Annotated in this window: 19 protein-coding genes; 9 read left to right on the plus strand and 10 right to left on the minus strand. The window is 43.2% G+C overall.

Features of this window, described 5'->3' with window-relative positions:
• From DYI25_RS16435 to DYI25_RS16450, 4 genes are read right to left on the minus strand one after another with little or no spacing between them, the layout of a single operon-like run.
• The gene (locus tag DYI25_RS16435; RefSeq protein WP_213370817.1) at positions 1-1482 is read right to left on the minus strand and encodes a Na+/H+ antiporter subunit D; all 1482 of its coding nucleotides are present in this window, start codon (positions 1480-1482) and stop codon (positions 1-3) included.
• Entirely contained in the window at positions 1475-1816 is a 342-nt protein-coding gene (locus tag DYI25_RS16440) for a Na(+)/H(+) antiporter subunit C (RefSeq protein WP_213370819.1), read from the minus strand. The genes DYI25_RS16435 and DYI25_RS16440 overlap by 8 nt, the downstream gene beginning before the upstream one ends.
• Positions 1816-2238 carry a Na(+)/H(+) antiporter subunit B gene (locus DYI25_RS16445; RefSeq protein WP_213370821.1) on the minus strand — a complete coding sequence of 141 codons (423 nt, stop codon included), beginning with the start codon at positions 2236-2238 and terminating at the stop codon, positions 1816-1818. The genes DYI25_RS16440 and DYI25_RS16445 overlap by 1 nt, the downstream gene beginning before the upstream one ends.
• Positions 2225-4642, minus strand: coding sequence for a Na+/H+ antiporter subunit A (locus DYI25_RS16450; protein WP_213370823.1), 2418 nt, complete (start codon positions 4640-4642; stop codon positions 2225-2227). Before DYI25_RS16450 ends, DYI25_RS16445 begins: the two co-directional genes overlap by 14 nt.
• Before the next feature lie 217 nt (positions 4643-4859).
• Here DYI25_RS16450 and DYI25_RS16455 point away from each other — a divergent pair, with 217 nt between their 5' ends.
• Both DYI25_RS16455 and DYI25_RS16460 read left to right on the plus strand, forming a co-directional pair.
• A complete protein-coding gene (locus tag DYI25_RS16455) occupies positions 4860-5063 on the plus strand; it encodes a hypothetical protein (protein WP_213370825.1) in 204 nt (67 codons plus the stop codon).
• Between the two features lie 153 nt (positions 5064-5216).
• Entirely contained in the window at positions 5217-5774 is a 558-nt protein-coding gene (locus tag DYI25_RS16460; protein WP_213370827.1) for a YufK family protein, read from the plus strand.
• A gap of 179 nt (positions 5775-5953) precedes the next feature.
• On the opposite strand, the gene DYI25_RS16465 is transcribed toward DYI25_RS16460, so the two are convergent.
• Positions 5954-7747, minus strand: coding sequence for a transglycosylase domain-containing protein (locus DYI25_RS16465; RefSeq protein WP_249745482.1), 1794 nt, complete (start codon positions 7745-7747; stop codon positions 5954-5956).
• Positions 7748-8086: 339 nt separating this feature from the next.
• On the opposite strand from DYI25_RS16465, the gene kapD reads away from it, so the two are divergent.
• Positions 8087-8710 carry a 3'-5' exonuclease KapD gene (gene kapD / locus DYI25_RS16470; protein ID WP_213370831.1) on the plus strand — a complete coding sequence of 208 codons (624 nt, stop codon included), beginning with the start codon at positions 8087-8089 and terminating at the stop codon, positions 8708-8710.
• A gap of 51 nt (positions 8711-8761) precedes the next feature.
• Here kapD and DYI25_RS16475 read toward each other — a convergent pair whose 3' ends face one another.
• The gene (locus tag DYI25_RS16475; RefSeq protein WP_213370833.1) at positions 8762-9148 is read right to left on the minus strand and encodes a kinase-associated lipoprotein B; all 387 of its coding nucleotides are present in this window, start codon (positions 9146-9148) and stop codon (positions 8762-8764) included.
• Positions 9149-9255: 107 nt separating this feature from the next.
• Between DYI25_RS16475 and DYI25_RS16480 the strand changes: the two genes are divergently transcribed.
• The 3 genes from DYI25_RS16480 (at position 9256) to DYI25_RS16490 (ending at position 11030) form a co-directional block, all read left to right on the plus strand.
• Positions 9256-9993 carry a peptidylprolyl isomerase gene (locus DYI25_RS16480; RefSeq protein WP_213370835.1) on the plus strand — a complete coding sequence of 246 codons (738 nt, stop codon included), beginning with the start codon at positions 9256-9258 and terminating at the stop codon, positions 9991-9993.
• Positions 9994-10061: 68 nt separating this feature from the next.
• Positions 10062-10280, plus strand: coding sequence for a hypothetical protein (locus DYI25_RS16485; protein WP_249745483.1), 219 nt, complete (start codon positions 10062-10064; stop codon positions 10278-10280).
• 300 nt (positions 10281-10580) lie between these two features.
• The gene (locus DYI25_RS16490; RefSeq protein WP_213370839.1) at positions 10581-11030 is read left to right on the plus strand and encodes a hypothetical protein; all 450 of its coding nucleotides are present in this window, start codon (positions 10581-10583) and stop codon (positions 11028-11030) included.
• A 71-nt stretch (positions 11031-11101) separates the two neighbouring features.
• Here DYI25_RS16490 and DYI25_RS16495 read toward each other — a convergent pair whose 3' ends face one another.
• Positions 11102-12271: a MalY/PatB family protein gene (locus tag DYI25_RS16495; protein WP_249745484.1), complete on the minus strand. Its 1170-nt coding sequence runs from the start codon at positions 12269-12271 to the stop codon at positions 11102-11104.
• Positions 12272-12355: 84 nt separating this feature from the next.
• Between DYI25_RS16495 and DYI25_RS16500 the strand changes: the two genes are divergently transcribed.
• Entirely contained in the window at positions 12356-12616 is a 261-nt protein-coding gene (locus DYI25_RS16500) for a DUF1871 family protein (protein WP_213370841.1), read from the plus strand.
• A gap of 32 nt (positions 12617-12648) precedes the next feature.
• On the opposite strand, the gene DYI25_RS16505 is transcribed toward DYI25_RS16500, so the two are convergent.
• From DYI25_RS16505 to DYI25_RS16515, 3 genes are all read right to left on the minus strand, one after another.
• Complete coding sequence (locus DYI25_RS16505; protein ID WP_213370843.1) at positions 12649-13503, minus strand: alpha/beta fold hydrolase; 855 nt, start codon at positions 13501-13503, stop codon at positions 12649-12651.
• 330 nt (positions 13504-13833) lie between these two features.
• Complete coding sequence (locus DYI25_RS16510; RefSeq protein WP_213370845.1) at positions 13834-14079, minus strand: helix-turn-helix domain-containing protein; 246 nt, start codon at positions 14077-14079, stop codon at positions 13834-13836.
• Between the two features lie 93 nt (positions 14080-14172).
• On the minus strand, positions 14173-15516 hold the full coding sequence (locus DYI25_RS16515; RefSeq protein ID WP_213370847.1) for a sodium-dependent transporter: 1344 nt from the start codon (positions 15514-15516) through the stop codon (positions 14173-14175).
• Positions 15517-15790: 274 nt separating this feature from the next.
• Between DYI25_RS16515 and DYI25_RS16520 the strand changes: the two genes are divergently transcribed.
• Positions 15791-16348, plus strand: a complete 558-nt coding sequence (locus DYI25_RS16520; RefSeq protein WP_213370849.1) for an RNA polymerase sigma factor — start codon at positions 15791-15793, stop codon at positions 16346-16348.
• Positions 16341-18029, plus strand: a complete 1689-nt coding sequence (locus tag DYI25_RS16525; protein WP_213370851.1) for a hypothetical protein — start codon at positions 16341-16343, stop codon at positions 18027-18029. Before DYI25_RS16520 ends, DYI25_RS16525 begins: the two co-directional genes overlap by 8 nt.
• Positions 18030-18042: the final 13 nt, after the last annotated feature.

The following is an 18042-nucleotide window of genomic DNA, read 5'->3' on the forward strand; positions in this document are numbered from 1 at the left end:
TCACTCCTTTAAAACAGCATTGATGTAGATTTCCGGATTGGCAAGCGTTTCTGCAGCTGTTGAAATAACCGGATAAATAGCTTCAGTTCCGAAGCCGTATAGCACAGCAAACACAGTGAGAAGTGCTGGTGCAATGAGCAGCCATTTTGCAGGTGCTTCATCCTCATTCTTATAGGCTCTTGGAGTTCCCCAGAAGCCCCTGATAAAAATCCTCATGACTGAAAGCAGTACAAGCAAGCTCGACATCAGAACAACAAAAGCACCGATATAGTTTTCAGTTTCAAATCCAGAGCGCACAATCATAATTTTGCCTGCGAATCCACTGAGCGGCGGAATGCCGGCAAGTGCGGCTGTGGCAATGAAGAACGTCCAGCCGAGTGCAGGGTACCTGTTGATCAGACCACTGATTTTCTCAAGGTCGCTAGTTCCGGTGATTATGACGATAATACCGACCAACAGGAACAGTGCCGCTTTAATGTTCATGTCGTGGATCAGGTAAAAGACCGCGCCAGTGAGTGATTCAGTTGTCAGGAGGGATACTCCGAACAGGATAACACCGACCGCAACAATGATGTTATAAATAATGATTTTTTTGATATCAGTATAAGCCAGTGCCCCGATGACTCCGACAATGATCGTTATGACAGCGAGGATTTGCAGCAACTGATGAGTATAACCGGCATCATGGTAAAAGAACAATGTATATGTTCTTGTGATCGAGTATACGCCAACCTTGGTCAGAAGTGCCCCGAACAGTGCCATTACTGGTGCTGGCGGTGCGTAATACGATCCTGGCAGCCAGAAATAAAGCGGGAAAATCGCGCCTTTCAGTCCGAATACAATCAAGAATAGAACGGCAATTACCGTAATGATTCCTGCATTCCCGACCTCACTGAGCCTCACAGAGATATGTGCCATGTTCAGCGTCCCTACAACTGAATACAAATAGGCGACAGCGATAACGAATAAGGCAGATGAAATAACGTTCACGAGTATGTATTTAATGGATTCACGGAGCTGGATTTTCGTCCCGCCCAATACAATCAATACATATGAGGACATCAGCATCACTTCGAAAAATACAAACAAGTTGAAAATATCGCCCGTTGTAAAGGCCCCATTAACCCCGACAATCAAGAAATTGACGACAGGATAATAGAAAAATCTTTCACGAGCTTCTCCTATGGATTTGAAGGAGTAAAACAAGGCCGCAAAAGCGATGATACTTGTTGTCAATACTAGCAGGGCGGAAAGCATATCCGATACAAGCGTTATGCCGTATGGTGCTTCCCAGTTGCTGAGATCCATCGTCTGGATGCCATTCCGATAAACATGGTTTGCCAGCATGAAGGAGGCGATAATCGTGAGTAGACTGCTTATCGCTGAAATCCATCGCTGGGCCATGATGTTTTTTGTGAAAAAAATAAGTACAACCCCTGTAATCAGAGGAATCAAGATGGGTAAGATGATTAGATTATTCATGTCCTTCCTTTCCTCTCAAGCGATCCATATTATCGGTTCCAAGCTCCTGGTAGGCACGGTAGGCCAGAACCAGGAAGAATGCTGTCACACCAAAGCTGATGACGATCGCTGTCAGGATCAGTGCCTGTGGCAGCGGATCGGCATAGGATGGGGCATGTTCTCCCAGGAGCGGAGCCGCACCTCTTTTTAAGCCTCCCATTGTCAGCAGGAGAAGGTGGGCGCCGTGACTTAACAGCCCTGTCCCGATAATGATCCTGAGCAAGCTTTTTGAAAGCATGAGGTAAGTGGCTGTCATAAATAAAATTCCAATTAGAAAAGCCATTAAGATTTCCATTATTCGCTCTCTCCAATCGTTTGAATAATGGTCATTGTCACACCAATGACGACAAGGAAGACCCCTGTATCAAACAAAACCGCTGTATGCAGAGATGTCTTGCCTAGGAGCGGCAAATAAACATAAGTGTAAGCATGTGTCAGGAACGGCATATTGAAAAATAACGCACCGGCACCTGTTCCAATCGCAATGAGCAGACCGACAGCCACAACTTTAATGTAATCGAACGGTAAAATCATCTTGACCGTCTTGATATCGAATGCAAGCAAAAGCAATACAATCGCTCCAGAGGTCATCAATCCGCCGATGAATCCACCGCCTGGATAATAGTGGCCTGCAAAAAACAGGTGGATTGAAAATAGGATAATGACAAACAAGGTGAACTTCGTAACAGTCTGGAGGATGACATCATTTGTTTTCATCCAATTCTCTCCCCCTTGTCAGCCGAAGCTTGATCATCGCAAAAATACCTAGGGCAGCGATGCCAAGGACGGCAATCTCAAACATTGTATCAAAGCCGCGGAAATCAACAAGGATAACGTTGACCATATTTTCGCCGCCGGCTTTTTTATAAGTATTTTCAACATAATACTCTGAAATCGAACCGAACATCTTGTTACTATGGGCAGATAAAGCGATCATCGTCACAATCGCCCCTACTCCAATAGAGATCAGCGCGTTTGTAGCCCTGAAGCGGATTCTCTCCTCATTTCTCCTGATTTGCGGCAGATGATAAAACGCCAGCAGGAATAGTGCAACAGATACAGTTTCAATGACCAGCTGTGTCAGTGCCAGGTCAGGTGCCCTGAAGAGGACGAAGAATAGTGCGACCGTATAGCCAACCGCGCCAAGAAGGATGATGGAAGTCAGCCTTGATTTGGCAAACAGGATGGTAATCGCTGATACGGCCATGATTAGCACAAGCACGACTTCAAAAAAGCGGATCGGTGCAACATTACTAAAATCCAGTTTGAATGCGTCTTTGAAAATAAGTGTCGAAGCCAGAGCCAAAATAAAGAATGAAAAGATATAAACGAGATATGTCCTGATAAATCCGGTCATATACGACCTTGTAATGTTTCTTGATGTTATCTCCATGAGTTCAAGGCCACGATCATAGAAACGATTCAGTGCCAGGCGCTCAGGGAATTTGCGATAAACCCCGGTCCATTTGGGCATGAACTTATAGAGCAAAATTCCAATCGTGATAACGCCAATTGTCATGAACAATTCAGCAGTTGGCCCGTGCCAATGTGTGATATGGACATCGAATCCTTCACCGTTTTCGAGCAATGATGGAAGAATCGAACCCATTGCTGGTGAAATGATGTTATGTGACAGTACATTCGGAAAAATCCCGAAAATAATTACAAGTGATGCAAGGATAACCGGCGAAATCAGCATTCCGATTGGTGCCTCATGTGGTTTCTTTTCCAATTTCTCAGGCTGGTATTTGCCCGTGAAGGTCTTGAATACATACATCATACTGTACAGGAACGTGAAAACACTTGCTGTCCAGGCAATGATTGGGAATAGGATGCCCCAAGTATCCATATTGAAAATATCCATTTCCGCTACACGAAGCATTCCGGTGAAGAACATTTCTTTACTCAGGAATCCGTTGAAAGGCGGAATCCCAGCCATTGAAAATGTTCCGATGATGGCAAGTGTGAATGTGATTGGCATGAAATTCATCAAACCGCCAAGCTTGCGAATATCCCTTGTCCCCGTTTCATGGTCAATGATGCCTGTCACCATGAACAAGCTTCCCTTGAATGTGGCATGGTTGATCAGGTGGAATACCGCGGCAGTAACCGCAACAATATAATAGCCATCCTTTATCGTGCCATAATGAAGTGCTGCAGCACCTGCTCCAAGAAGAGACATGATCATCCCCAGCTGGCTGACAGTTGAGAAAGCGAGGATCGCTTTTAAATCAGTTTGCTTTACCGCTGAGAAGGAACCCCAGAATAACGTGATAACCCCAACTCCGGCTACGAGCCAAACCCAAATATCTGAATGTGCGAACACAGGCGTCATACGGGCGACAAGATAGATCCCCGCTTTAACCATAGTCGCAGAGTGCAGGTACGCACTGACCGGCGTAGGTGCTTCCATCGCGTCAGGAAGCCAGATGTGGAATGGGAACTGAGCTGATTTTGTAAAAGCCCCTAGCAAGAACAAAATCAGTGTCGCAGTGAATAATGGATGGTTTACGACTTCATTAGACATTTGGATTGTTTCAGAAATGCTGAAGGTCCCTGTGATGATATAGAGCATCAGGATACCACCAAGCATTGATAATCCCCCGAAAACAGTGATCAGCATTGACTTTTGGGCACCATAGCGGGAGCGTTCGCGATGGTTCCAATATCCAATCAGCAAGAAAGACGAAAAGCTTGTCAATTCCCAAAAGGTATAAAGCACAATCAGGTTGTCCGATAAAACTACCCCTAGCATCGCGCCCATGAACAAAAGCAGGTAGACATAGAAAGTATTGAGCTTTTCTTTGTCCGGATTTAAATAATAAATCGAATACAGCACAACCAATGCGCCGATTCCAGTGATCAGCAGGGCAAACAATAGCCCAAGGCCGTCAACTTTTAACGTAAAATCAATCCCAAGTGAAGAAATCCAAGGAACAGTTTCCATTTCGGTACCGCCATGGCTGGTCGTACTGATGAATTGCAAGAAATAAGCAAATAGCACGGCAGGCAGCGGCAAAAGGAACCAGCCTGTATGGATGTTCTTGAAATACTTATGTAAAAATGGAATTAAGATCGCGAGTAAAAGCGGTGATAAAACTGCAAGGTGAAGTAAAGACAAATGATAATACCTCCTTATTTAATTCCAAATTCATGGCTTAACATTATATTTTTTGCCAAATTAATCAAGTTCATGCCCCCAACTCACTGATGAGAAAATTATATCGTAAAAAAGATGGAGATGCATGTCATCGACCTTGATAAGTCAAGGTTTTGTCAATCCTTGAATAAAATTGTCGTTCTTTCTGCATACTAACAGTAAATAGGGGGGATAAGCCATGGCCCGAAAGCTGATTGTATGCATTGGGATATTCCTTAGTTTATTTTCGGGGTTCATGTTTCTTGATAACAGGGATGACAAAGAGTTGTCAAAGCAAGGACCTGGAGTGCTGAAAGTCCAGCAATCAGAGTTGGACGAGGTTGAAACTGCCACATATGTACCATTCGGTTCAAGAGAATACGTCCGGATCGTGCCACAATAACACCAACCTGTCTATACGGACGAGTTGCTAAAAAGGTTTCAAAAAAAATTAAAGTTCCTGCAAAGGGGCTTTTTTTCTTTTAGTTGTCGATTTTCACTATTTCTTTCATAATAACCCTTAGTAGGAATACGAAAGAATTGAGTGAAGATTAATATGAGAAACCCATACTTAACAAGCTACTTTCCGCTGCTGTCCATCATTATGTTCAGTTTGGCCCTATCCGTGCGCACGGAAATGGAGTTGCTCTCCATTCTGAAAAATGCCGGAATTTATGATGGAATGCTGGAATTCTTTTCTGAAACGGGGATTAAATTGTCTTTGCTGGCGTTGCTGATGGTGGTATATTTCATGGTGTTCGCGGCTATGAAGCTGATTGCCGATACAATAAACGAGGTCAGCCTCTTGTTTTTCTCGAAGGATCACGAAGGGGAGAGCCTGTATCTGATTCGCCATGGCGCAACGATTTATTTTGTGGGCGGTATCTTATCCCTGCTCAGCTTCTACAGCTTTATCGGAATAACGGCCATTTTCGCAGTTGCGACAGTGGTATATTTTATTTATTTTGTCTATAAAATCAGCCCCAAGCTCGCCATGGCCGGATTGATCGGAATTGTGTTTTTCCAGGTCATCCTCTGGAGTACGCTTGTGCTCGGCATCATTTATCTTGCAATTAAAGTGTATAACAGCCTGGTTGCCAGCTTGCCGATTTAAGTGCGGTTTTTTTTGGAGGAATGGTTTTTTTATAAAGGCCAGACAAACTTATCTGTAGTCATTTCTGGGTCATAAGGGTGATGACGGACAGGAATGGGCGAAAAGAAAGAAAAAGTGTCCGTCATAAAGTGATTGTGCCCCAAAATAATAAGTGGAACCGGGCGGAATTTTTGCCCGGTCTATTTTTTAACGATATCGCGCCAAATTAAAAGGTGCGGCGAAAGACGATTTATGGCTTCCAAGCTTTCTGGTTTGTCTTTGCCGATCCACACGCCTGCAGTTAATGGCCCGTTGAAGCCTATGAACCAGAAATCTTTGAAATCATTCGTCGTTCCGGTCTTCCCTCCAGCATTAGGCCCGGCACCTGCTGCTTTTCTTGCTGTGCCTGAAGAAACGGTCTTTTGCATAAGAGACTTTACTTTTTCAACGGTACTTGGATTCCAGACCTGGACAGGTTCGTCTTCCCATTTATATAGGATTTTTCCAGAATGATTGGTTACTTTCGCAATCGCTCTTGGTTTCAGATAAATCCCTTTGTTGCTGAAAACAGTATAGGCTGATGTTAACTCAAGCGGACTTACTCCAGTTGTGAAACCACCGACTGCAGCTGCGAGTACATGGTCTTGCTCTGTAACTTTTCCAAATTCGAATGTTTTAAGGTCATCGAACGCTTTGTCCACGCCAACCTGCTGTAAAATCCTCACTGCTGGAGTGTTGTAGGAATGGATGAATGCTCTTTCAAGTGTGACCATCCCATAGGTTGAGCCTCCGTAGTTCTTCGGACAGTACCCCTTGATGCAGAGCGGACCCGCGTCAATTTGAGAATCCCTTTTTGCATCAAACCTTTCAAAGTAAGGGGCATAAACAAGCAATGGCTTGATTGATGAGCCCGGCTGGCGAAACGCCTGGTAGGCACGGTTGAAGTCTCCGCTCTGATAATCCTTTCCTCCTGTGATCGCTACAACCTGTCCAGTTTCATGGTTTATCACTGTGGCAGCTCCCTGAACCTCTTCATCTGGGAGGTGATCTGTGACAGACTGGACAGTCCTTTTTTGCAATGCAATATCCAGATTTGTATGAATCTTCACTCCAGAACGAAGCAATTCCTCAATCCTTCCGGTTAGTTCGTCTGTGTTATCGATATTTTCCTGTTCGGAAATCAGTTCTCTCAGTTCGTGTAATGCATAGAAAGAATAATCTGGATATGAATTTTTACGGGAATCGACTTTCAAAATAATCGGTTCCTTTTTTAGCGTCTCAGCTTTATCAAGTTTGATTTTGCCATGTTCAGCAAGCTGGCTGAGCAGCCGTTCCTGGCGCTTTTTTGTCCGTTCGAAATGCTTGATTGGGTCATAATAGGACGGGTTATTAGGAATGGCGGCGAGGAAAGCCTGTTCCGACTCAGATAATTTCAAAGGCGTTTTTTTAAAGTAAAAGTCCGCTGCAGCCTTTATTCCATACGCATTATTGTGAAAATAAATCGCATTCATGTACTGCTCGAGAATTTCTGATTTGGAAAAAGTCTTCTCCAGCTGGTATGCATATAAAACTTCACTCAGCTTGCGATTATACGATTTGTGATGGTTTAAATATTGATTCCGTGCCAGCTGCTGGGTAATGGTGCTCGCACCTTGTTCAATGTCATCGGAGTGAATATTGATTGCCAGCGCGCGCCCAATTGCGGGCAAGTCAAAACCGGGATGCTTTTCAAAATTACGGTCTTCAGAAATAATGAACACATCTTTTATAAAATCAGGAATTTCATGCCCCGAAGCATAACTCCTGTTCATAGGACGATAAATCTCGGTGATGACCTCATCGTTATTGGCAAGGATTAAACTGGTTTGAGACAGTTTCGTCTCCGTAAGATCAATCTTTTCACCAAGAGTATCACTGAAGCTTACGGCATTGTCTGCTTCGGTATAAGTTAAAATGACAACTGCGACAAACGCTGGGACCAATAGTAAAATCAAAAGATAGCCTGTTATAATCCTCACGGTAATTCCTTTCTTTGAGCTCTAAAGAGAAGCTTTTGATTAAGCACGTTTTATATCGGATGACCGAGCCGATTATTTACTTCCTTATGATCATGTGACGCTTTTACATAACTAGTCTGGACAACGATTTTTATGTATTTTAACACGAAAAATAAAGGTGGGCTTGAAAATTACGAAAGCCGAAAAAAATGCAGAACTTAAATTGCAGAAAATTTAAAAATTTACAAAGAAACGTGATATAATAGAAAAAATAATCGACCGAAAAGCATATACTGGTTACATACAACTACTGGCTTTTCAGAAAGTTGGGGAAGCATGAGCGAAAAAGAAAGGACAACATTATTTATTGATTTTGAGTTTACGATGCCTGACCGGAGCAGCAGGAGACGGGGCTTTTACCCGGAAATCATTGAAGCTGGCGCTGTCCTCGTCGAGAACAGCAAGGTAGTTGAAGAATTTTCTTCGTATGTACGGCCGATGCGTTTCCCGATTTTGACAGAACGCTGCCGTTCATTCCTGAACATCTCTCAGGAACAGGTGAATTCAGGTATCACGTTCAAAGCTTTGGTAGATAAGCTTAAGTCGATGGCTGGAAGCAAGAATTGCCAGATTGTCACCTGGGGCAATATGGACATGAAGGTATTGCAGCAAAATTGCCAGCAGGCTTCAGTAGCTTTTCCGCTGCCGGGGAAGCAAATCGACCTTTCGATGGAGTATAAACGTTTCTTTGGCGACCAGAATCAGACGGGTCTATGGAAGGCTGTGCAGGAGTATGGCAGGGAAGGGACCGGTAAACACCACCGCGCTCTTGATGATGCTTTGACGACCTACCATATTTACAAGCTCGTGGAAAAAGACAAACAATATCTTCAGAAACCGGAACCCGCAACAATCGGGGATATGGTCGATTTTTCCAAACTGCTCAATAAATTCGCATAGAAAAGCCAGATTGGAAAATACAATCTGGCTTTTTGCGTTATATGGCTGGCATTACAGGTTTTTAAAATAGTCCTTTTCCAGTGACTCAAGGTTTCTCAGGCTTTGTTGTGCCCATGCAGAGTCATCGTCTTCGAGTTCGGCACGGAGCTTGTTGGTCGCTTCTTTTAAGGATTCCAAATATTCAGGGATATCACCGTCGAATGGCTTGACCATTTTTTCAGGGATGTTTGCCTGTTCGCGGTAAGACAGTGCTTTTCTTTCGTGGAAAAAGCCAACAGCCGCGTCCTTTGGATTATGGAGGTCGCCCTGCATAGGATGTTTTGCGACTGCCAATACTCGGACAAGATAGTGCTGTGGGCGGCGTTCCGTGATTTCGCCTATGTATTTGCCGGTTTTATAAATGGCAGTTACTTGATCGCCAATGTTCAATTCAGCCATGTTGGAAGCTCCTTTCGGGTTCGAGTTAATTTCTTATATTATAGCAAAAAAGACAGATGCAAAACATTTTGTAATCGTTTAAAGTGTCTATAGGAGGGATACATACAATGACTAAAAAAATATTGGCAGTACTATTTGCAATGATGGTTGTTCTGGCTGGCTGCGGCACAGCTGATGAGAAGCAGGAGGCAGACCAGCAGAAGGAAGAAACGACGAATGCTGGACAAGCTGGACAAGCAGGACAAGCCGAGGAAGATCTTGATTACCCTCAAGCGACAGCAGAAGTCCAGGAAAATGAAAGGCTAGTGGAAATGGTCACTTCCATGGGAACAGTTAAAATTAAGCTTTTCCCTGAGCAGGCTCCCAAGGCGGTAGAGAATTTTATTAAGCATAGCGAAGAAGGCTACTATGAAGGAGTCACCTTCCACCGCGTGATTGACGGTTTCATGATCCAGGGCGGCGATCCTGATGGAACTGGAATGGGCGGGGAAAGCATTTACGGCGGCCCATTTGAAGACGAATTTTCAAAGCAGCTTTTCAACATCCGTGGTGCATTGTCGATGGCCAATTCAGGGCCAAACACGAACGGCAGCCAATTTTTCATCGTGCAGAATAAAGAGCTGGATGCTAGTTTGCCAGAGAAGATGAAGCAAGCAGGCTACCCAGAAGAAGTACTCAAGATGTATGAAAATGGCGGAACGCCTCATCTTGATGGCAGACATACCGTATTCGGCCAGGTAGTCGAAGGAATGGATGTCGTCGACAAGATTGCCGCTGCTCCAACAGGTGCTGGGGACAAGCCTGAAAAAGACGTCGTGATTGAAAAAATTAACGTGCTGAAATAAGGCAATACCTTCATATTGGACGGATTTCGAAAGCTTGTTATAATGTTTGGAGAGCTGAAGAAAGGAAGATGAGAGTGAGTAAGTGGTTTATCATCTCATTGTTTTTATATTTCCCAGAAGACAAGACTGAATATATCCCGGCTGGAATAACTTCACTCGTTTTTCTGATCGGGGCGATCCTGACGATGAGATACATCATCAAAGTTTCCAAAAAGGAAGCGCAGAAAGCAAAGGAACACGAGCAGGCAATTATGAAACATATGAACGATACGAAGGAGAACAGCTGATTTATTGGCTGTTCTTTTTTATGACTGGGAACTTCAACTGGAAAAAACCGAGCAGAATTTCCAGTTCGCTATATAATCTTTATTTTGGCTATAAAAAATCAAAATTCGCTATAAAATTTTCTTTTTCGCTATATAATCAAATTTTACGCTATAAAAATATAAATTAAAGAATTATCCTTACAAAAATAGCAGCAAAAAAGGTTTATCCACCCAAAAACCGGGGTAAAAGTCATGTTTTCATTATTTTACAAAAGCGTTATAATTCAATTTATATTCAAAATCAAAGAGTAGGGGTATAAATTGAAGAACTTACAGATAGAGAATATTGTTGAAAGAATTCTTGTCCAATCTGGCAGCAGTGTTCAAGTTGTACTTGAGGATTTTTTTCCAGGCGACCGGTTTGCGGGCGGGAAATATAGTTTTGGGACTCATACGATTACTTTATATATTGAAGAGATCAAGGAGCAATGCCTGCAGCTCTTTTCGTCATTAGATCATTTTGAAGATTATCTTGCTGTCGTTTTTGCTCATGAAATTGGGCATGCCGAGGACCGCGAACTTTCGGAGTTAATACAGCAGATGGATGTAACTAGCCATGACTTCACGCGTAAGGGAATTGCCCTCAAGATTGAGGAGAATGCCTGGGACTATGCACGTAAGCTGATCCCGCAAAAGCTTCATTCATTCATGGATACAATTATTCATTACTCATTGCAGCCATATCATGAAGCGCTTGAAGTAAGCGCGTAAAAAATGGAGCCACCCAAAAACAGGGAGGCTCCATTAGTTTTTTATAATGTTAAGCTCTTTCAATTAGAACCTTAACTAAACGCCTTCTTCAGCCTTTCAAGCCCTTCGTTCAAGGTTTCGCGCGGACAAGCGAGATTCATCCGTACAAAGCCTTCGCCACCTTCACCGTACTTTGTTCCTGGCTCAAGCCCGAGTTTCCCTTTTTCTAGAAGGAGGTCCTTTATTTCATCATCACTCAAACCAAGCTCCCGGCAGTTGATCCAGAGGAGGTAGGTGGCATCAGCCTTCATTGGCTTAAGTGCAGGCAGGTGTTCTGCTATAAAGTCGGTAGCGATTTTCATATTCTCATCCAGATAAGCTAGTAGCTGATCTAGCCATTCCTCACCGCCGCGATAGGCTGCCTCCATTCCGGCAATCGCAAAGGCATTCAAGGTGAAAAAGCCTTGCTGCTCATGGATCTCCTTGAATTTGGCCTTCAACTCCTTGTTCGGAATCAGTGCGGCAGATGCCTGGAGTCCAGCGAGATTGAAGGTTTTGCTTGGCGCAACGAATGTTGTCGTGATATCCCTGAACTTTTCTTTCATTGAAGCGATTGGGATATGGACATTAGGCTTGAACACTAAATCGGAGTGGATTTCATCAGATACGATCAGGCATTCATGCTTCACGCACAGGTCGCCGAGTTTTTCCAGCTCATCTCTCGTCCATACCCTGCCGCCCGGATTATGCGGGTTACAGAGGATGAACATTTTGACTCCTTCTTTCAGCTTTGCTTCAAAGTCGGCAAAATCGAGTTCGAATCTCCCGTTTTCATATAGCAGGTTAGATGTTACGAGTGTTCGCTCATTATTTTTGACCATGTTGAAAAATGGTGTGTACACAGGAGAATGAACAAGTACTTTATCGCCTTTTTCCGTAAATGCCCGAATTGCGGTGCTGATGGAAGGGACGACCCCTTCGCTAAAAACGATTGAAGATTTCTTAAAGTCGCAGTCATGGCGTTTTTTCATCCAGTCCTTGAGGGCTTCTGTCACTGACATCGGGACGAATGTATAGCCAAAAATCCCGTGGTCAATTCTGTCTTTCAGTGCATCGGTAACTGCCTGGGGAGGATGAAAGTCCATATCCGCGACCCACATTGGCAGAATATCATCTTTGCCAAAAACCTTATCGATCGCATCCCACTTCACTGAATGCGAATTGCTCCGGTCGACTACTTTGTCAAAATCTATTCTTTCCATATGTACGCACCGCCTTTTCCTGGTAAATTTATCTCTTTCTAACTTTATGATAAGATATTTCTAAAAAATAATCAGGTGATTGAATTGGAATCTAAAGAACTAAGCTATAAATTGATCAATGTTCTAAATAAATGGGACCCTTTCAACGTAGGGGAAGGAGAATTCGATCCGGAAATCGCTGATATTCTGCAGGCCGTCCACGATTATGACGAAGCAGATAAAGTTGCCCGCAGGATCCAGTCTGTATTTGAATTTTCTTTTGAAAAAGTTTTACCTTACAAAGAGTGCCTTTCGATCGCGAACACCTTGCTGGCAATCAAGAACGAAGATAGCTGTTCCTTATAACGCAAATAAATGACTAGCAGAAACGGCAGCCATCACAGGCTGCCGTTTGCTGTTGCTTCTGCTTTTTCCTCTGCTGCTATGAACCTGTTGATCAGTTGGTGAACATCTTCGGGGCGTTCCTCTGGGACGAGATGCCCTGTTTCCTTTAAAATGATCAGTTCGGAATTCCTCAAATCCTTATTCAACCGTCTTCCAATGCGGACGGGGACGACTTTATCGTGTTCACCCCAGATCAGCAGGCATGGTGCTTCTATTTTCCGCAATTCCTCAGTTGAAAGGTCGCCCTCTCGGTGGCGGATCATCATCGTTAAGGCTTTGAAAATATCATCCTCAAAAAATGGAGAGAGATAGCCATACAGCATTTCATCATTGATCATTGAATGGTCATATACGACGTTCTGCAAGTTCTGTTTTACTCCTGAGCGTGCCAGGTGAAACTTAACATAGAGGTGGAAATATGGGATGTAGCTTGAAAGGACTAGCGGCAGCTTAGCCCTTTTCAAATATCCAGAACTGCAAAGCAGGATTCCTTTTTTCGCATATTCCGGGTGATGCAGCAGAATATTCATGGCAATTTGGCCGCCCATTGAATGGCCTACGACATTAAATTCGCGGATGCCAAGTGATTTCATCAATTCAACAACCGTTGCGGCCAGGTTTTGATAGGAATATTTAAAGCTGGAAATCTTGCCGCTTTTCCCAAAAGGGGGAAGGTCCACAGAAATGACGTTATAATCCTCTTTAAGCAGGGGGATCAAATGCCTGAAGCTGAAAGTGGAGGACAGAAATCCATGAAGCAAAACCAGTGTTTCCTTTGATTCAGAGTTCTGGTGGTGCTCATAGTAAAGGTCGATTCCTCTTACGGTTTTATTCCTGGCGAATTCCATCGGCTTTCACTCCTGACATTATTAGCGAATTAGGCAAGGTATGCCATTTATTTTCCCCGCAAATCACAACTTCACACAAAAAAATGACTGTAAACCCAAAAAAAATGGACACCAATGCTGGTGTCCATTAAAAAGGGGGGGAATACTAGAAAGCCTTATGGGACTAGGTTAACCAGATTGACAGAATAGTATACCTTTATTTTCAAATTTTTTTTGGTGTCTGGGTACTGTTTCACTGATGTCATCCTTCACAATCGTGCACTTTTCCAGTACCAAAAAATAGAGCAGGCAGAAGCCTCTGCCTGCTAAGGAGTTTTATGATCATGTAGGTTATAAGCTGCTTGGTTTTTGGTCGAGTTCAGGCGGTGCAGCGTAATAAATCTCTCCCATTAACTCTGACGCAGGGACATCAAGGGCAGTCGAAATCTTTAGGATCGTCTGCAATTTAGGTGTATGCTCGCCACTTTCGTATCTTTGGATTGTCCGCGTACCTACCCTGATTTTTAAAGCGAGCTCCTCCTGAGAAATTCCGACTCGTTCACGGCACATCTTGATATTCTGTCCAATTGCAGTCATCGCTCATCACCTCCAAAAATAAAATATCTCTTACTATAAGTTTATCATTAAATTTTTGAAAATATCGACAATAATGTGAACGTTTTCTTAACTTTAGATTATACCAATCGAATGTAAAAAAACAATGCCAATACCTATTGGTACGATGTAGCGGATAGAGAAGTACCATATGTTGAACAGTACCGGATTGCTTTGAGTGCCTTCCTCCATTTCACGTCTGACCATTTTTCGTGGAAGCACATAGCCGACGAATATGGCGATGAAAAAGGCGCCAAGTGGCAGGGCGATATTGCTCGTCAGGAAGTCAGCGAGATCGAAGAAGGTCTTACCGAAAAATTTCACCTCTGACAAGACACCGAAAGATAGAGCATTCGGAATTCCCGCTGCAAATACAAGCAGGCCCGCAATCCAGGAAAACTTTTTCCGATTATTTTTGTCCCCTTTTGATAGTACTGCGACGATGATTTCAAGAATTGAAAACGCGGAGGTCAGTGTCGCGAAAAGCAGTAAAATCAAGAAAATCGTCAGGAATAAACCGCCAAATGCTAATTCATTAAAAACGGCAGGCAGTACAACGAAAACAAGTCCTGGTCCTGCTTCTGGCTCAAAACCAAGCGCGAATACAGCCGGGAAAATGACTAGGCCGGCAAGCAGCGATATGAGAATATTCAAACCGACTACGGAAAATGCGGATTTTGCAATGCTCTCACTCTTGGACAAATAAGATGCATAAGTTACCATTACTGACAGTCCGACACTTAAAGCAAAAAAGGACTGCCCCAGTGCCATCAAAATGGTTTGTCCTGTTACAGCTGACCAGTCAGGCTTCAGGAAAAATTCTACCCCGGCCATCGCTCCATCAAGTGTTAAAGACCTGATTGCCAGGATGATAAATAGGATGAACAGAGCGGGCATCATGTATTTACTTGCTTTTTCAATACCCTGCTGGATTCCGCCTTGTACGACCCAAATGGTCAGGATGAGGAATAACAGCTGTACAGCAACTGCTTCAATTGGATTGGATATGATTCCTTCAAATGCGGCTCCATATTCTGCCTGTGTCAATCCTGAAAGTGATCCGGTGAGGCTTCGCGCCAGATAAGAAAGAATCCAGCCGCCAACTACACTGTAGAAAGAAAGAATCAGGAAGGAAGCAATGACACCGCCATATCCAAGCAATGGCCATGCGCTTTTTGGAGCCAGGTGTTTATAAGACATAACGGCGTCCTTTTGGGTGCTCCGGCCAATTATGAATTCAGCCAACAGAATAGGCGCGCCTATAAAAATAGTCATCAGTAAGAAGAAGATGAGAAAAATGCCGCCCCCATTTGTACCCGCCATGTAGGGGAATTTCCAGATTGCCCCGAGCCCAATGGCAGATCCCGCCGCAGCCAGGATGAACCCGAGCTTTGAAGTCCATTGTTCGTGCTTGTTCATAAGAAAACTCCTTTAAAAATCTGAATATTTATATTTTCTGACAAAATAAAAAAATACCTTTTCATGTTACTATTTTTTCAGGAAAAAGCATAGCATTTTCAGGCTTTAAACAATTATTTAGCTTTTTGTTATTTTTTTGAAACAAAATGAAAAATATGCCGTTTTACAGTAAAAGTGGTTTTCACTTGAAGAAAACGGAACGTATTCGGCCGCTATCGTTACCGTTAATTGAAAGCAACTGACTAAAGATATGTACCAGTTTGGGGGATCCAAAATGAATGATGATGAATTAGTGTTCCGGGCCCGGAATGGCAATGTGCAGGCTTTTGCGGAGTTGATTGATATCCATACTCCAACCGTCAAGCGCTTTGCCTTCCAGCTTGGAAACAAATATGACGACATAGATGATATCACCCAGGAAGTATTCGTAAGGGTGTACCGCTTCCTCGACCAATTTTCGCATGCGAAATTCACAACCTGGCTCTATAAAATCACCTTGAATGTCACGAGGGATTTTTCACGAAATAAGCAAAGGCAAATTAAAAAGGTGCTGAAGATTGGCAAGGAAAGGACATACAACGGGAAGACAGCAGAAGAAAGCATCCTTCGGTATGAAGAAGACAGGACATTACATGAATGCATTCAAAAACTTGATGAAAAATATCGCGTACCAATTGTCCTCTATTATTTTCACGATAAAAGCTACGACGAAATTTCAGAAATAACAGGTGCATCGCTGGCAAATGTAAAGACACGGATGTCAAGAGCGAAGGAACACTTGAAGAAACTGCTCACTCTAGCCGAAAAGAAGGAGGGTGAAAACCATGGATGATCAATTATTGGAGAAGCGTCTAGAGAGCCTGAAGAAAGCATACGATGATATGCCGGAAGACGAGAATCGTTCAGCGATCCTTGCGGCCATCAAAAAGGACCAAAAGAAGAAGAATCAAAATAAATGGTTTCACTTGCCGTACGCCGCAAGTTTTATTGGGGTAGGGATGATTGCTGGGGTTTTGATGATGCAATATATTGGCGGAAATGGACCTTCAACAGATCAGCCATCTCAACACCAGCCTTCAGGCGAACAGGTGAAGACTGGGGAGATGGATCCTAAAGAAGTAGAAGAGCAGTTCAAAAGGGTTGAAAAGCATTTTTATAAAAAGAGGGCAGAAGCCGAAAAGAAAATCGGTGTAAAAGGAATAGCGGATGAAAGGACGTTAGCTCGCGGCATGCTCGAAGAAATAGAAAGTGCCAAAAAGAATATTCTGGCTAACTTGAAAGAATACAACCAGGATGAGTTAAACCAACTGAGGAATGATTTAATAAAGATGATCGATGCTGTATTTACTCTGCCATCAGAAAGTATCAAAAACCTGAAGAATGAGGACAGAAGCCGATATGCGGATATGGAGCTTGAAATGCAGTTGCTGACGCAGCTGGATTATTACCAGTCTTTATACTGGCACCCGGTCGTCCTGCAGGTGTTTGATAAAGAGCTTAAGAAAAATAGCGCTGCAGAAATTGCGGCAAAATTAAATGCCGGCGGAAGTGGAATTGAAAATGAACGCTTAAAGGCACTTGCAGCTGGCGCAAAGGCAAATGGATATTATTTTCAAGCCAATGAAAATGGAACGATTAAGGCTGCAATCAATTACCCATGGGTGGCAGACCAGGTGAAAAATAGCGTACATCCAGATTTTTTAACATACATGCAAATGCTTGATGTGAAAATCCACGATGATGGCGGGAATGTCCGTTCATATAAAGAACTAGGTGAACTGCTCGTTAACTATGAAAAAACTTACCATTCGCTCAAACATGAAATGATCAAAGAATATATCAAGGGCGCAGCCAGGTCGTATTACGCGGAATTTGTACTTGGCCGGATACCGAGCCGTATTTTTGATGAAAATAATGTACTGAAGAATGAGGTAAGGGAAGCGTACAAGGTTATTATCAAGTTATATCCCGATAGTGACACAGGGAAAGCCATTAAAGCCTTCTATGGGAGGCTGGAAGAAAATAATTTCCTGAAACCAAGTGGTTTTGATGAGGAGACAGTCAGGTATCCATTGTATTTGGTTGCTCCCAACAATCTGAAAAATGAAGATGTTTTTTTCGATATCTTCCCTTTACCCAATGCTCTCTTGTCCAGCTATAAGGAATTTGCAGCCAAGAAGAACTGGAATATACTCAAAAATTACAGCCCTTTTGAAATCATGCAGCTTTATTTACATGCTGATAAAGAAAGAGATCATGAAACAATGTACGCACTCTATAGCCATAACGAAGCCCTGCCTTCCTTAGAGCGATATGTAAAAGAACAGGAAGACAGAGGCGGACTTGGCAATTTGCTTAGAGGTTACCAGTTTTCAACATTGTATTATGCTGAAGATGACCCAGACAAGATCGTCGGTATACAGCTTCACTATACAGAAGGTGCTGATTCACTCGTATTCCAAATGACACAGGAAGATGGCTTCTGGAAGGTCCAATATTTACCATTCCAATAAGCTGGTGGGAAAC

The sequence above is a fragment of the Mesobacillus boroniphilus genome, assembly GCF_018424685.1.
Lineage (GTDB): Bacteria > Bacillota > Bacilli > Bacillales > Cytobacillaceae > Mesobacillus > Mesobacillus boroniphilus_A.